This window comes from Duganella sp. GW822-FHT06D06 (genome assembly GCF_058799615.1).
Window position 1 is genome coordinate 108,811 of record NZ_JBXALQ010000003.1, and the last position, 12,732, is coordinate 121,542.

The 12,732-nt window shown below is 62.8% G+C and carries 12 protein-coding genes; 8 read left to right on the forward strand and 4 right to left on the reverse strand.

Annotation, left to right across the window (positions count from 1 at the left end; all coding sequences use genetic code 11):
• Positions 1–6 precede the first annotated feature (6 nt).
• Positions 7–1,437, reverse strand: coding sequence for a circularly permuted type 2 ATP-grasp protein (locus tag AC1RMD_RS06725; protein ID WP_492924893.1), 1,431 nt, complete (start codon positions 1,435–1,437; stop codon positions 7–9).
• A 220-nt stretch (positions 1,438–1,657) separates the two neighbouring features.
• Between AC1RMD_RS06725 and AC1RMD_RS06730 the strand changes: the two genes are divergently transcribed.
• The 3 genes from AC1RMD_RS06730 (at position 1,658) to AC1RMD_RS06740 (ending at position 3,884) form a co-directional block, all read left to right on the forward strand.
• Positions 1,658–2,308: a hypothetical protein gene (locus AC1RMD_RS06730; protein ID WP_492924895.1), complete on the forward strand. Its 651-nt coding sequence runs from the start codon at positions 1,658–1,660 to the stop codon at positions 2,306–2,308.
• Between the two features lie 10 nt (positions 2,309–2,318).
• A complete protein-coding gene (locus tag AC1RMD_RS06735) occupies positions 2,319–2,768 on the forward strand; it encodes a HEAT repeat domain-containing protein (RefSeq protein WP_492924897.1) in 450 nt (149 codons plus the stop codon).
• A gap of 414 nt (positions 2,769–3,182) precedes the next feature.
• Positions 3,183–3,884, forward strand: a complete 702-nt coding sequence (locus AC1RMD_RS06740) for a hypothetical protein (RefSeq protein WP_492924899.1) — start codon at positions 3,183–3,185, stop codon at positions 3,882–3,884.
• A gap of 3 nt (positions 3,885–3,887) precedes the next feature.
• Here the strand turns inward: AC1RMD_RS06740 and AC1RMD_RS06745 are convergent, their stop codons facing one another.
• From AC1RMD_RS06745 to AC1RMD_RS06755, 3 genes are all read right to left on the reverse strand, one after another.
• Entirely contained in the window at positions 3,888–4,970 is a 1,083-nt protein-coding gene (locus AC1RMD_RS06745) for an ABC transporter substrate-binding protein (RefSeq protein WP_492924901.1), read from the reverse strand.
• Between the two features lie 108 nt (positions 4,971–5,078).
• Positions 5,079–5,606 carry a PRC-barrel domain-containing protein gene (locus AC1RMD_RS06750; protein ID WP_492924903.1) on the reverse strand — a complete coding sequence of 176 codons (528 nt, stop codon included), beginning with the start codon at positions 5,604–5,606 and terminating at the stop codon, positions 5,079–5,081.
• A 135-nt stretch (positions 5,607–5,741) separates the two neighbouring features.
• Complete coding sequence (locus tag AC1RMD_RS06755) at positions 5,742–7,121, reverse strand: short-chain fatty acyl-CoA regulator family protein (protein ID WP_492924905.1); 1,380 nt, start codon at positions 7,119–7,121, stop codon at positions 5,742–5,744.
• Positions 7,122–7,261: 140 nt separating this feature from the next.
• Between AC1RMD_RS06755 and AC1RMD_RS06760 the strand changes: the two genes are divergently transcribed.
• From AC1RMD_RS06760 to mmsB, 5 genes are read left to right on the forward strand one after another with little or no spacing between them, the layout of a single operon-like run.
• The gene (locus AC1RMD_RS06760; protein WP_492924907.1) at positions 7,262–8,764 is read left to right on the forward strand and encodes a CoA-acylating methylmalonate-semialdehyde dehydrogenase; all 1,503 of its coding nucleotides are present in this window, start codon (positions 7,262–7,264) and stop codon (positions 8,762–8,764) included.
• A gap of 5 nt (positions 8,765–8,769) precedes the next feature.
• Complete coding sequence (locus AC1RMD_RS06765) at positions 8,770–9,930, forward strand: acyl-CoA dehydrogenase family protein (protein WP_492924909.1); 1,161 nt, start codon at positions 8,770–8,772, stop codon at positions 9,928–9,930.
• Complete coding sequence (locus AC1RMD_RS06770) at positions 9,927–10,712, forward strand: enoyl-CoA hydratase (RefSeq protein ID WP_492924911.1); 786 nt, start codon at positions 9,927–9,929, stop codon at positions 10,710–10,712. Before AC1RMD_RS06765 ends, AC1RMD_RS06770 begins: the two co-directional genes overlap by 4 nt.
• Positions 10,705–11,832: an enoyl-CoA hydratase/isomerase family protein gene (locus tag AC1RMD_RS06775; RefSeq protein ID WP_492924913.1), complete on the forward strand. Its 1,128-nt coding sequence runs from the start codon at positions 10,705–10,707 to the stop codon at positions 11,830–11,832. The genes AC1RMD_RS06770 and AC1RMD_RS06775 overlap by 8 nt, the downstream gene beginning before the upstream one ends.
• Positions 11,833–11,844: 12 nt before the next feature.
• Complete coding sequence (gene mmsB / locus AC1RMD_RS06780) at positions 11,845–12,732, forward strand: 3-hydroxyisobutyrate dehydrogenase (protein WP_492924915.1); 888 nt, start codon at positions 11,845–11,847, stop codon at positions 12,730–12,732.

The following is a 12,732-nucleotide window of genomic DNA, read 5'->3' on the forward strand; positions in this document are numbered from 1 at the left end:
CTCTCCTTAGCGTTCCAAAATCCAGGTGTCCTTGGTGCCGCCGCCTTGCGACGAGTTCACCACCAGCGAGCCTTCCTGCAAGGCCACGCGGGTCAGGCCGCCCGGCACCATCGAAATGGTCTTGCCGGACAGGACGAAAGGACGCAGATCGATGTGGCGGGGCGCGATGCCGCTTTCCACGTAGGTCGGGCAGGCCGACAGGGCCAGCGTCGGCTGGGCGATATAGCCGTCCGGCCTGGCGATCAGGCGCCGGCGGAAGTCCTCGATCTGCTGTCTGGTCGAGGCCGGGCCGACCAGCATGCCGTAGCCGCCGGCGCCATGCACTTCCTTGACCACCAGCTCGGGCAGGTTGGCCAGCGTGTAGGCCAAGTCTTCCTTTTTCCGGCACTGGTAGGTCGGCACATTGTTCAGCACCGGCTGCTCGGACAGGTAGAACTTGATCATGTCGGGAACGAAGGGATAGATCGACTTGTCGTCCGCCACCCCGGTGCCGATGGCGTTGGCCAGCGAGACGCGGCCGGCGCGATACACCGACAGCAGCCCCGGCACCCCCAGCGAGGAATCCGGTCGGAACGCCAGCGGATCGAGGAAATCGTCGTCCAGGCGGCGATAAATCACGTCCACCCGCTTGGGGCCGCGCGTGGTGCGCATGAACACCGTGTTATCGCTGACAAACAAATCCTTGCCCTCGACCAGCTCCACGCCCATCTGCTGCGCCAGGAAAGCGTGCTCGAAGTAGGCCGAGTTGTACATGCCCGGCGTCATCACGACCACGGTGGGATCGTTGATGCCCATCGGCGCCACCGAACGCAGGTTGTCGAGCAGCAAGTCGGGATAGTGGTCGACCGGCGCGATCTTGTTGCGGGCGAACAGTTCGGGGAACAGCCGCATCATCATCTTGCGGTCTTCCAGCATGTAGGAGACGCCGGACGGCACCCGCAGGTTATCCTCCAGCACGTAGAACTCGCCCTGGCCGGCGCGCACGATGTCGACCCCGGCGATATGCGCATAGATGTCCGACACCACCTTGATGCCCTGCATCTCCGGCCGGTACTGGGCGTTCTTGTAGATCTGCTCGGCGGGGATGATGCCGGCCTTGATGATGTTCTGGTCATGATAAATATCATGGATGAACATGTTCAGCGCCTGGACCCGCTGCACCAGCCCGGTTTGCAGCTGCTTCCATTCGACCGCCGGAATAATGCGCGGTATCGTATCGAAGGGGATCAGCCGCTCGGTGCCGGCATCGTCGCCGTAGACGGCGAAGGTGATGCCGACCCGGCGGAAGGTCAAATCGGCCTCGGCCCGCTTGCGCTCGATGGTCTCGGCCGACTGGCGTTGCAGCCAGCCGCAAAACTCGCGGTAGTGTTCACGTACCTCGGCGCTGGCATGGTGGGCCAGCCCGTCGGCGGTCATTTCGTTGAAGAATTTAGCCATATCGAACATTCCCTGATGAGTACATTTCTCTTCTATCAAGAAACGTGCCAGAGAAAATGCCCAATCTTGGTGCGGCCACTCCTTCAGCAGGACCGGCCGCAAAGGTGTCGGCGTTTGAAACGGAACCTTTCAGCTGCGCCGGATGTCCAACAAGTCGCATCTCTTGTAAATTGTTCCGTTAGAAATATAAGAAATGTCGTATCAGCGTGAGGAGATGTTTATGCACTTCCTAAGTGACTCTTGCCGGCTTGCAGGAACACCCGCCAGCGTCAAGGCAGCTGCTGTAAAGGGCGGCATGGCCTTTCCCCTTTCCTTGCGCCAGTTCATTTCTGCGCCTTGCCCTTATGTCAAATGTATTACCGTCCATTTGAAAACTCTTACTGCGCCGGACATTCGCATTAGCAAAATGTTGCTTCTTATGCGACAGGTCTATGACACGGCGTTTATCGGGGTCCGCGAAGCCAGTCGGGAACCGCTGTCGGCAATTGAAAATTTCTCCTTGTTAAATACCGTGGACGTTGGAAACTGTGACGGAACCGTCACCGAAGAGCAGGCTGAGTTATATGACCATCGCAATAATGTCGTCTTCGGTGACATCGTAGTTTATTTCGTGCAAGCGACAAATCCAGTGTTTAACGGATGTGCAACTCATCCGCGGAACAGGGAAGGCGCGGTTGTGGCGACCATCGCGTCAAAATGGACCTTGGCACATGAAATAGGTCATGTTCTTGGACTGTCTCATGTTGGAGATGTGACCCGGTTAATGATCGGCGGGGACGGCATAGGAACGGACGCCATAGTCGGGGTGCCTGTCTTGGCTGAAGATGAGATCAGGACGATGCAAAGCAGCAGTCTGGTACGTTTTTGTTAGGAGCACTCCAATGTCGATTTCGATAGAAGAATTGGCGCAGCGCCTGGATGTTGATGAACCACAGTATGAAATACTGGCTCAACTTGGGCCGTCCGTCATCCCTCATCTGATAACGCTTGCTCGTACAGCGTCCATCGCTGTTGCAGCGAAGGCGACTTCGCTTGCCGGCTTTGTCGGAACGCCTGCTGCGCTCGAAGTGCTTGACCAGGCTGCTGCACATACAGATCCTCGTGTTCGCATCGCCGCCGCCGGTTCGCTAAAACATTTCCAGCAAAGCTTGTCGCCGCAAGTAATAAAGCTCTTGAACGATGTCGATCCCAGTGTTCGGGTGCGAACATTAAGATCTATGTCCACGAATTTTTCGCCTGAAGTCGGAATGAAAGTGAAGGAGTTGTTAACGAAGGACCCGGACGAGGGCGTGCGCAAGGAAGCCGGAAATATTTCGTATCGACGTCAGTAATACATGTCGCTTCTTTCTGAGGAGATCGTTCAAATGTCAACCTTCATAGCGCCGGTAATCGTTAACGACGGCGAGGGAAATACCGGTACGGTGATTGGAGCGGACCCTGTTTTCATGGGTGGGCTCAATCCAGCCGGAGTGATTTTGGCAGAAGGTCTATTTCTGTTTGGGCAGGGATGACCTAAGGATGGCCGTCAGCGTATTAGCCTGATTGCCGAACCGGGCATAGTTCAAATTAACGGAGATGACGGTACCGCGATCCGGCTTGATACCAGCGGATCGATCTCGATCGACGACGGCGAGGGGCATATTAGTGTCGCTCTTGGCAAAGATGGTTCCGTCGCCCTCAATAACGGAATTATTGCGATCACTAATACCGAAGGAGCGACCAAGTTTATCGCCGATGCGACTGGCATGCTGAAGCTCAATTCCGATGAAGTTGCAATCTCATTGGACCCAGCACATGGAAACTTAAGCATCAAGAACTCCACGCCCGGTTTTGAGAGTTCGGTGCTATTGGAGTCTGCCGGACGCATTACACTTTCCAGCGATTTTGGCACCACCGTTCTGAGCACGGCCAGCGGTTCGGAATTCTCCAATTCGGTTAGCTTCATGGACAACATTGGGGTTGGGGGACGTGCAGTCTTCGAAAAAGACATCAAGGTTGGTGGTGACGTCAAGGTTGATGGTGACGTCATTCTGACCGGAGCCGATTGTGCCGAGCATTTCGATGTGGTTGGCGCACATGAAGTTGAGCCGGGAACTGTATTGGTGATCGACGATACGGGTGTCCTGGCACAAAGCCGACACGCCTATGACACAAGGGTTGCGGGTATCGTATCGGGAGCCGGCAATCTCCGGCCGGCGATTATCCTGGATCAGCGTGATTCCGATGCAAGCCGCATGCCGCTAGCTCTTTTCGGAAAGGTATATTGCAAAGCTGATGCGAATAGCTCGCCCATCAAGGTCGGCGATCTGTTAACGACCTCCGAGACCCCGGGTCACGCCATGCGCGTTGACGATCCGGGCGACGCGGTCGGCGCGATACTTGGAAAAGCTCTTCAGCCTCTCGCGAGCGGGCAGGGCCTGATCCTCGTGCTAGTCGCCATGCAGTAGTATCTATTTGGCCATGTCGATCTGCCAGAAGCCGCTGCTGGTCTCGGTCTTGTGGGCGATCATCGCGGCCGGCAGCGTGACCTTCAAGGCCGCCATGCGTGCCGGATCCACCATCACCGTCGGCGTCATCTGGCGTAAGATGGGCATGACGTCCGGCTTGGTGTGGCGTTGCAGGATCCTGGCCGCCTGGTTGCCGGCCAGCCGTCCGACCTGGGTGAAATCGGCGCCGACATACAGCGCCGCGCCAGGCACACGCACCATCGCCAGCGTCACCACCGGCACCTTGTTCTCGATGCCGAAGTCGCCCAGGTCGATCGCCGCCTCGTAGCGGTGTAGGCCGTAGTAAGTGTCCAGCGGCACAGCAAAGATATCGACGCCGCGGCCGCCGTTGTACAGTTCCTTCAGCGTCGGCGCGATCGGGTCGGTCTTGTTCACCAGCCGCGTGCTGACGTCCAGGCCCAGCGGCTTGCCGTCGCGGGTCGCCGCCGCCACGTTGGCGACACCGTTTTCATCGTCGGTATGCACCATGCCGATCCGGCGTGCGTTGGGGAACACCTCACGGACCAGCTTCAGCGAGTCCGACATGTCGGTGTACAGGGTGGAGCCGGTTGCGCCTTCGCCGGCGTCGACCAAGGACACACAGCCGGCATCCTCGGGATTGGCCACCGCCGTGAACACCAGCGGGATATGGGCGTCGACCAGCATGCCGCGCGCATACTTGGTGGCCGGCGTGCCGACGGTCAGTACCAGGTCGGGCTTGACGGCGACGATGCGGCTGGTCTCCTGGCGGATGCGCAGCAACACGCCCAGCCGGTTCCAGAAACCGCCTTTCTCGACATCGAAGTCGATGGCCACGCGATGGATGCTCAAGTTCTTGCCTTCGACCAGGCCGCTGTCCTGCAGCGATTTGATGAAGCCGGTGTAGGCCTGCTGGTAAGGCTCGATGTCGGTGACCTGCAATATCTCGACCTTGAAGACGCGGACGTCGTCCATGGTTTCCGGCGGCAGGGGCTCGAAGGCGAGGGCGGGAAGGATGCCGGCGCACAGGGCCAGCGCGATCAGGGGAGTGGTGTAGGATTTTTGCATGGTGGGTCTAATTGCTGTCAATGCAACAATTAGACCAGAGATGCCCGTCAGGCACGCTTGCTATCGCATGCCTTGACGAGCCAATCTGCACGTTCTGTGGGCCAGCCGCTACAGGTTGCCACCGCTGCCGCCGCTACTGCTGCCGGGGGGTGTGCGGCTGGCGCTGGCGCCCGGATCGCTTTGCAGGCTGCCGCTGGCGGTGCCCATCACGCTGCCGCTGGCGGTGCGGGCGCCGGGTACGTTCTGCTGGGTGCCATAGAAGTTGTGGATCTGTGTGCTGAACTCGGCGCTGGCCATGTCGGGCCAGTTATCCTTGTTGAAGCCGGGTGCGTTCTTCAGGTGCTCCTTGGACACGTCCAGCAGGAAGCGCTTGTTGACGGTGTCCAGTTGCAAGGCTTGCCAAGGCACGGCGAACAGCTTGTCGCCCAAGCCCAGCCAGCCGCCGAACGACAGCACCGCATAGGCAACGTGACCCTGGCGCATGTCGAGCATGATCTCCTTGATGTCGCCCAGGTCTTCGTCCTGGAGGTTGTAGACGTCCTCGCCGATCAGGGTGTCGGCGCCCATCAGCCGAGGGCCGGGGCCGGCCGAGGTGTCGCTGTAAATGCCGTAGGTATCGCGGTCTAGATAGCTCATGGTGGTCTCCAGATGGTGAGTAAGGTCCCGCGTTGGATAACGAGGTGACAACACTCATCATGCTTGGAGCGCCCCGGTCCAGCTATAGGTGCGCAAGCGGTGTGGTTGTAGGACGGCGCTGAGTTCCTGGGGAACCTAACTTTGCCGTGACAGTCGGGCGGCGACGGGTTTCTGTCGCAGAATAGATGGAAACGCCCGTTGCGGACAATCATTCCGTTCGCAGACTTTGCAACCATTGCCGATCGGCGTGGCGACGTCCGGGTTGGCCAGGTCCAGGCCCTTGGCGTACACCATGCGCTGCGCCTGGCTGATATCGCAACCCAGCGCGATAGCGAACGATTTGCCCGGCGCCATGAATCCGGCAGGCCCGCTGCTGACCTGGCGCGCGATCCACAGATGGGTGCTGCCGTCCGGCATGCGCGCCACCTGCCGCAACACCTTGCCCGGCAGGCTGAACGCCTCGTACACCACCCACAGCGGACAGGTCCCGCCCGCGCGGGAAAAGTGAAAGGCCGCCGCCGACTGACGTTTGGAAATATTCCCGGCCCGGTCCACGCGCACGAAAAACACCGGCAAGCCGGCAAATCCAGGACGCTGCATCGTGCTGAGCCGATGACAAACCGCCTCGAAGCTGACGCCGAACTGTCCCGCCAGCAGCTCGATATCGTAGCCGCACGCCTCGGCCGCCGCCAGGAAGCGCCGGTAGGGCAGCCGTACCGCTCCGGCAAAGTAGTTCGACAGCGCCAGACGCGCACCATCCCGGGTCGCCTCGCTGGAAAACGATGCGGCCCGCAGCAGCGACTCGATCGTCTGCGCCTGTTCCAGCAAGCCCAGCTGCGCCGCCATCTGGAACGCCCGCTGGCCTTCGCTGATCGTATCGGGCAGCCAAAGTATTCTTTGATCTGGATCGTAGTGGCGCCGCGCCGTCGGCAGTCCGGACTGATGCGAGGCCAGCACCGTCACGCCATGCCGGTCGGCCAGGCGGCGCTGCAAGGCGGTCGCGTCGGCGTCCACCTGCGACTCGGCGGCGCGATCCAGTTCGTCGATATAGTTCTGGCGTTGATTCAGGTAATCGCGCACTTCCTCGTCCACCGACGGCGGCGCCACGCTGATGCCGCGGTTGCCGTCGTCAAATTGCGACTCCAGCGCCGCCGCGCGCCCGGCAACCATGCGGTAGCGGCTCTGCATCTGCACGATGGCGCGTGCCACGCCCGGCATGTTCTCGACCAGCGTCTTCAACTCCGCCAGCGAGGTGTCGGCATCCGGCAGCTCGCTGAAGGCATCGCGCAGGTCGGCCACCAGCCCGGCGCTGTCGTGTTCGGAGAAGATCTGCGGATCCACGCCCAGCACCGCGCCCACCCGCAACAGGATGGACACGGTCAGCGGCCGCTGGTTGCGTTCGATCTGGTTCAGGTAGCTGGGCGAGATGTCCAGCAACTTGGCCAGCGCGGCCTGGGTCAGCTTGCGCTCCTCGCGCAACTTCTGCAAACGCACTCCCATGAAAACCTTAGACATCTTCGCAACCTTCGCAAAATTCCGGCATCAGCTTCGCAATTCCTCGCATTTTTACGTCTTTACGCTCGTTCCAGATAAGCGAATAATGCAAACAATTAGCAAAAAAAGCAAGCTTTCGACACACCACCAGGAGACCGACGATGACTACAGCTATCCCTACCGTACCCTTGCTGATTAATGGCGAATGGGTCGAATCCCGCACCACCGTTTGGCGCGACGTCGTCAACCCGGCCACCCAGGAAGTGCTGGCCCGCGTGCCGTTCGCCACGGTGGACGAAGTGGCGCAGGCGGTCTCCGCCGGCCAACGCGCCTTCAAGACCTGGCGCAAGACGCCGATCGGCGCGCGCGCCCGCATCTTCCTCAAATACCAGCAGCTGATCCGCGAAAACATGGCCGACCTGGCCGCCACGCTGACCGCCGAACAAGGCAAGACCCTGCTGGACGCCGAGGGCGACATCTTCCGCGGCCTGGAAGTGGTCGAGCACGCAGCCAACATCGGCTCGCTGCAAATGGGCGAGTTCGCGCAGAACGTCGCCGGCGGCGTCGACACCTACAGCGTGCTGCAACCGCTGGGCGTGTGCGCCGGCATCACGCCGTTCAACTTCCCGGCCATGATTCCGCTGTGGATGTTCCCGATGGCCATCGCCTGCGGCAATACCTTCGTGCTCAAGCCTTCCGAGCAGGATCCGCTGGTGACGGTGAAGCTGGTCAAGCTGGCGCTGGAAGCCGGCATCCCGGCCGGCGTGCTGAACGTGGTGCATGGCGGCGAGGAAGTCGTCAACGCGCTGTGCGACCATCCCGATATCCGCGCCGTCTCCTTCGTCGGCTCCAGCCACGTCGGCAAGCACGTCTATGAACGCGCCACGCTGTCCGGCAAGCGCGCCCAGTGCATGATGGGCGCCAAGAACCATGCCGTCGTGCTGCCGGATGCGAACAAGGAACAAACCCTGAACCAGCTGCTGGGCGCGGGCTTCGGCGCGGCCGGCCAACGCTGCATGGCGGCATCGGTCGCCGTGCTGGTGGGGGCAGCGCGCGAATGGCTGCCTGAGCTGGTGCAAAAGGCCGGCGCGCTGTCGGTCGGCGCCGGCAAGAACAATCCCGACCTCGGCCCCGTCATTTCCTGCGCCGCCAAGGAGCGCGTGCTGGCGCTGATCGGCAAGGGCCTGGAGCAGGGCGCCCATCTGGCGCTGGATGGCCGCGCCATCAAGGTCGACGGCTACCCGAACGGCAACTTCGTCGGTCCGACCATCCTGTCCGGCGTCAAGCCCGGCATGGCGGTGTATGACCAGGAAATCTTCGGACCGGTGCTGATCGTCGTCGAGGCCGACACGCTGGACGAAGCCATCGCCCTGGTCAACGCCAACCCGAACGGCAACGGCACCGCGCTGTTCACGCAAAGCGGCGCCGCCGCGCGCAAGTTCCAGGAAGACATCGACGTCGGCCAGGTCGGCATCAACGTGCCGATTCCAGTGCCGGTCCCTCTGTTCAGCTTTACCGGCTCGCGCGGCTCCAAGCTGGGCGACCTGGGACCGTACGGCAAGCAAGTGGTGCTGTTCTACACCCAGACCCAGACCATCACCCAGCGCTGGTTCGCGGACGCGGCGTCGGTCGGCCAGGTCAACACCACCATCAGCCTGAAGTAATGAGCATGGACTTCGCGCTCAACGAAGAGCAGCAAGCCTTCCAGCAGGCGGCGCGCGAGTTTGCCGAGGGCGAGCTCACGCCCAACGCCGCCCGCTGGGATGCCGACGGCTACTTTTGCCGCGATACGCTGGCCAAGGCGGGCGAGCTCGGCTTCTGCGGCATGTACACGCCGCAGCATCTGGGCGGGCTCGGCCTGTCGCGGCTGGAGGCGTCCATCATCTTCGAAGAGCTGGCCGCCGGCTGCACCTCCACCACCGCCTACCTGTCGATCCACAACATGGCGACCTGGATGGTGGCGCGCTGGGGCGGCCAGACCGTGTGCGAGCAATGGGTGCCGCGTCTCGCCAGCGGCCAGGCGCTGGCCAGCTACTGCCTGACCGAAGCGCAAGCCGGCTCGGACGCAGCCTCGCTGCGCACCCGCGCCGAACGCCTGGGCGATCGCTATGTGCTCAACGGCAGCAAGGCCTTCATCTCGGGCGCCGGCAGCACCGACCTGCTGGTGGTGATGGCGCGCACCGGCGACAGCGGCGCCGCCGGCATCTCGGCCTTCGCGGTCCCGGCCGACACGCCCGGCATCAGCTTCGGCAAGAACGAAGAGAAGATGGGCTGGAAAAGCCAGCCCACCTGCGCCATCCACTTCGACAACGTGACGATCCCGGCCGCCAACCTGCTCGGCGAGCCAGGCCAGGGCTTCGCCATCGCGATGAAGGGACTGGACGGCGGCCGCATCAACATCGCCGCCTGTTCGGTCGGCACGGCGCAGGCGGCGCTGGCGCGGGCCGGCAACTATCTGAAGGAACGCATCCAGTTCGGCCGCGAGCTGGCGCAGTTCCAGGCCTTGCAATTCAAGCTGGCCGACATGGTGACCGAGCTGGTCGCCGCGCGCCAGATGGTGCGGCTGGCCGCCTGGAAGCTGGACCAGGAAAGTCCCGACGCCAGCGTCTACTGCGCCATGGCCAAGCGCTTCGCCACCGACGCCGGCTTCACGGTCGCCAACGAAGCGCTGCAACTGCACGGTGGCTACGGCTACATCCGCGAGTATCCGCTGGAGCGCCACGTGCGCGACACGCGGGTGCACCAAATCCTCGAAGGTACCAACGAAATCATGCGCCTCATCGTCGGCAGGGCCATCCTGCGCGAAGGCGCCACGGAGAACATCAAATGAATAAAACCTACGCAAACCTGCAAGTGGAACGGCGCCAGCACACGGCCGTCGTCACCCTCGACAATCCGCCAGCCCATACGTGGACGCTGGAAAGCCTGGCGGCACTGGCCGAACTGGTAACCGACCTGAACGCCGAGCGCGATATCTACGCGCTGGTGATCACCGGCGGCGGCGCCAAGTTCTTCTCGGCCGGCGCCGACCTGAAACTGTTCGCTGACGGCGACAAGGCCGTGGCACGCGCGATGGCGCAGCGCTTCGGCAAGGCGTTCGAGGCGCTGTCCGGCTTCCGCGGCGTCAGCATCGCCGCCATCAACGGCTACGCCATGGGCGGCGGCCTGGAGTGCGCATTGGCCTGCGACATCCGCATCGCCGAAGAGCATGCGCAGATGGCCTTGCCGGAAGCGGCGGTCGGCCTGCTGCCGTGCGCCGGAGGCACCCAGCAATTGTCGTGGCTGGTCGGCGAAGGATGGGCCAAACGCATGATACTGTGCGGCGAACGCATCGATGCGCAACGCGCGCTGGCGATTGGACTGGTGGAAGAAGTGGTCGCCACCGGCGCCGGATTGGATGCGGCACTGGCCCTGGCCGAAAAATCGTGGCGCCAAAGCCCGAGCAGCGTCACCGCTTGCAAGGCGCTGATCCAGGGCGCGCGCAGCCTGCCGCCGCAGCACATGCTGCCGCAGGAACGCGAGCGCTTCGTCGACCTGTTCGACACGCAGGATCAGAAAGAGGGCGTGCAAGCCTTCCTGGAAAAACGTGCCGCGCGGTGGTCCAATGCGTGAGACGGTCACCCTGGAAAATACACCGGCCGTGTTGCTCGAAACGCGCGCGGCCGCCGATGGCAAACGCATCGGTGTCGCCACGCTGAACGCCCCATCGTCGCTGCACGCGCTGACGTTGAACATGATACGCATGCTCTACATCGCCTTGCAGGACTGGGCCAAGGACGACGCGGTCGCCTGCGTCGTGCTGCAATCGAGCACCGACAAGGCCTTCTGCGCCGGCGGCGACGTGCGCACGCTGCGCAACGCCATCCTGGCCGAACCCACCGCCATGCCCAACCTGCAGGCGCAGGCATTCTTCAGCGAGGAGTACCGGCTCGATCATCTGATCCACACTTATCCGAAACCGCTGGTGGCGTGGGGCGGCGGCATCGTCATGGGCGGCGGCCTGGGCTTGTTGGCCGGAGCCAGCCATCGCGTGGTGACGCCGACCACCCGTATCGCCATGCCGGAAATTACCATCGGCCTGTTCCCGGACGTGGGCGGCAGCTGGTTCCTGCCGCGCATGCCGGGCCGCAGCGGCCTGTTCCTTGGCCTGACCGGCGCCTCGCTGAACGCACATGACGCGCTGTTCACCGGCCTGGGCGACTATTTCCTGCCGCAGGAACAACGCGCAGCCGTGGTCGAGGCTTTGTGCGCCGCCGAATGGAACACCGATGCAGGCGTGGTGGTGGACCGTCTGCTGCGTTCGTTGAGCCTGGCGCCGGAGTCGCTGCCGGTATCGGAGGTGCGCCAGAACTGGGATACCATCACTGCGATGACCGCCAGCCGGGAGCTGAACGAGGTGGTCGCCGCCATCACCGGCTACCAGGGCGATTCGGTCTGGCTGCAACGCGCTGCGGCGGCGTTGGCGAAGGGCGCGCCATCGTCGGTGGCACTGGTGTGGGAGATGCAGCAACGCAGCCGCCACCTCAGCCTGGCCGACGTGTTCCGCCTCGAACTGATCGTCGCCCTGCAATGCTGCGCCCATCCGGATTTCGCGGAAGGCGTACGCGCGCTGCTGGTGGAGAAGGACAACGCGCCGCAATGGTCGCCGTCCACGCTGGACGAGGCACAGGCCAAGGTCGGCGAATTCTTCGAGGCGCCCGGCCCGCAGCATCCGTTGGCAGACTTAAACTAACAAGGAGACAAAATGCATATCGCTTTTATCGGACTGGGTAACATGGGCGCGCCGATGGCGCACAACCTGCTGCGCGCGGGCCGCACGGTGTCGGTCTTCGACCTGTCGGCAACGGCCATGGAGAGCCTGCACAGCGCGGGCGCGGGCGTCGCCGCATCGGCCGTCGCGGCAGTGCGCGAGGCAAACGTCGTCATCACCATGCTGCCGGCCGACCGCCACGTGCGCGAGCTGTATCTGGGCGAGCAAGGCATCCTGGCCAACGCCGCGCCCAACGCGCTGTTCATCGATTGCAGCACCATCGCCGCCGATGCCGCGCGCGAAGTGGCGGCCGCCGCAGCCAAGCTCGGTCTGGCGATGATCGATGCGCCGGTCTCGGGCGGCACCGCCGGCGCGGCTGCCGGCACGCTGACCTTTATCGTCGGCGGCGAGACGGAAGCGCTGGAGCGCGCCCGTCCCGTGCTGGAGCAAATGGGCAAGAACATCTTCCACGCAGGCGGCCCAGGCGCAGGACAGGTCGCCAAGATCTGCAACAACATGCTGCTGGGGATCTTGATGGCAGGCACCTCGGAAGCGTTGAATCTGGGCGTCTCCCACGGTCTCGATCCCAAGGTGCTGTCGGACATCATGGCCAAGAGCTCGGGCCGCAACTGGGCGCTGGAACTGTACAATCCATGGCCCGGCGTGATGGACAACGTGCCGGCTTCGCGCGGCTATGCGGGCGGTTTCGGCACCTCGCTGATGCTGAAGGACCTGGGCCTGGCGCAGCAAGCCGCGCAATCGGCGCAGGCGGTCACACCGCTGGGTAGCCTGGCGCGTCAGCTGTACCAACTGCACCAGCAGCAGGGCCACGGCCAGGAAGATTTCTCCAGCATCCTGCGTCTGTTCCAGCAAAAGTCCTGA

Excerpts from the sequence above, each read along its gene's own strand:
- AC1RMD_RS06725 (WP_492924893.1), bottom strand. The coding sequence starts at position 1,437 with ATGGCTAAATTCTTCAACGAAATGACCGCCGACGGGCTGGCCCACCAT.
- AC1RMD_RS06730 (WP_492924895.1), top strand. The coding sequence starts at position 1,658 with ATGCACTTCCTAAGTGACTCTTGCCGGCTTGCAGGAACACCCGCCAGC.
- AC1RMD_RS06735 (WP_492924897.1), top strand. The coding sequence starts at position 2,319 with ATGTCGATTTCGATAGAAGAATTGGCGCAGCGCCTGGATGTTGATGAA.
- AC1RMD_RS06740 (WP_492924899.1), top strand. The coding sequence starts at position 3,183 with ATGCTGAAGCTCAATTCCGATGAAGTTGCAATCTCATTGGACCCAGCA.
- AC1RMD_RS06745 (WP_492924901.1), bottom strand. The coding sequence starts at position 4,970 with ATGCAAAAATCCTACACCACTCCCCTGATCGCGCTGGCCCTGTGCGCC.
- AC1RMD_RS06750 (WP_492924903.1), bottom strand. The coding sequence starts at position 5,606 with ATGAGCTATCTAGACCGCGATACCTACGGCATTTACAGCGACACCTCG.
- AC1RMD_RS06755 (WP_492924905.1), bottom strand. The coding sequence starts at position 7,121 with ATGTCTAAGGTTTTCATGGGAGTGCGTTTGCAGAAGTTGCGCGAGGAG.
- AC1RMD_RS06760 (WP_492924907.1), top strand. The coding sequence starts at position 7,262 with ATGACTACAGCTATCCCTACCGTACCCTTGCTGATTAATGGCGAATGG.
- AC1RMD_RS06765 (WP_492924909.1), top strand. The coding sequence starts at position 8,770 with ATGGACTTCGCGCTCAACGAAGAGCAGCAAGCCTTCCAGCAGGCGGCG.
- AC1RMD_RS06770 (WP_492924911.1), top strand. The coding sequence starts at position 9,927 with ATGAATAAAACCTACGCAAACCTGCAAGTGGAACGGCGCCAGCACACG.
- AC1RMD_RS06775 (WP_492924913.1), top strand. The coding sequence starts at position 10,705 with ATGCGTGAGACGGTCACCCTGGAAAATACACCGGCCGTGTTGCTCGAA.
- mmsB (WP_492924915.1), top strand. The coding sequence starts at position 11,845 with ATGCATATCGCTTTTATCGGACTGGGTAACATGGGCGCGCCGATGGCG.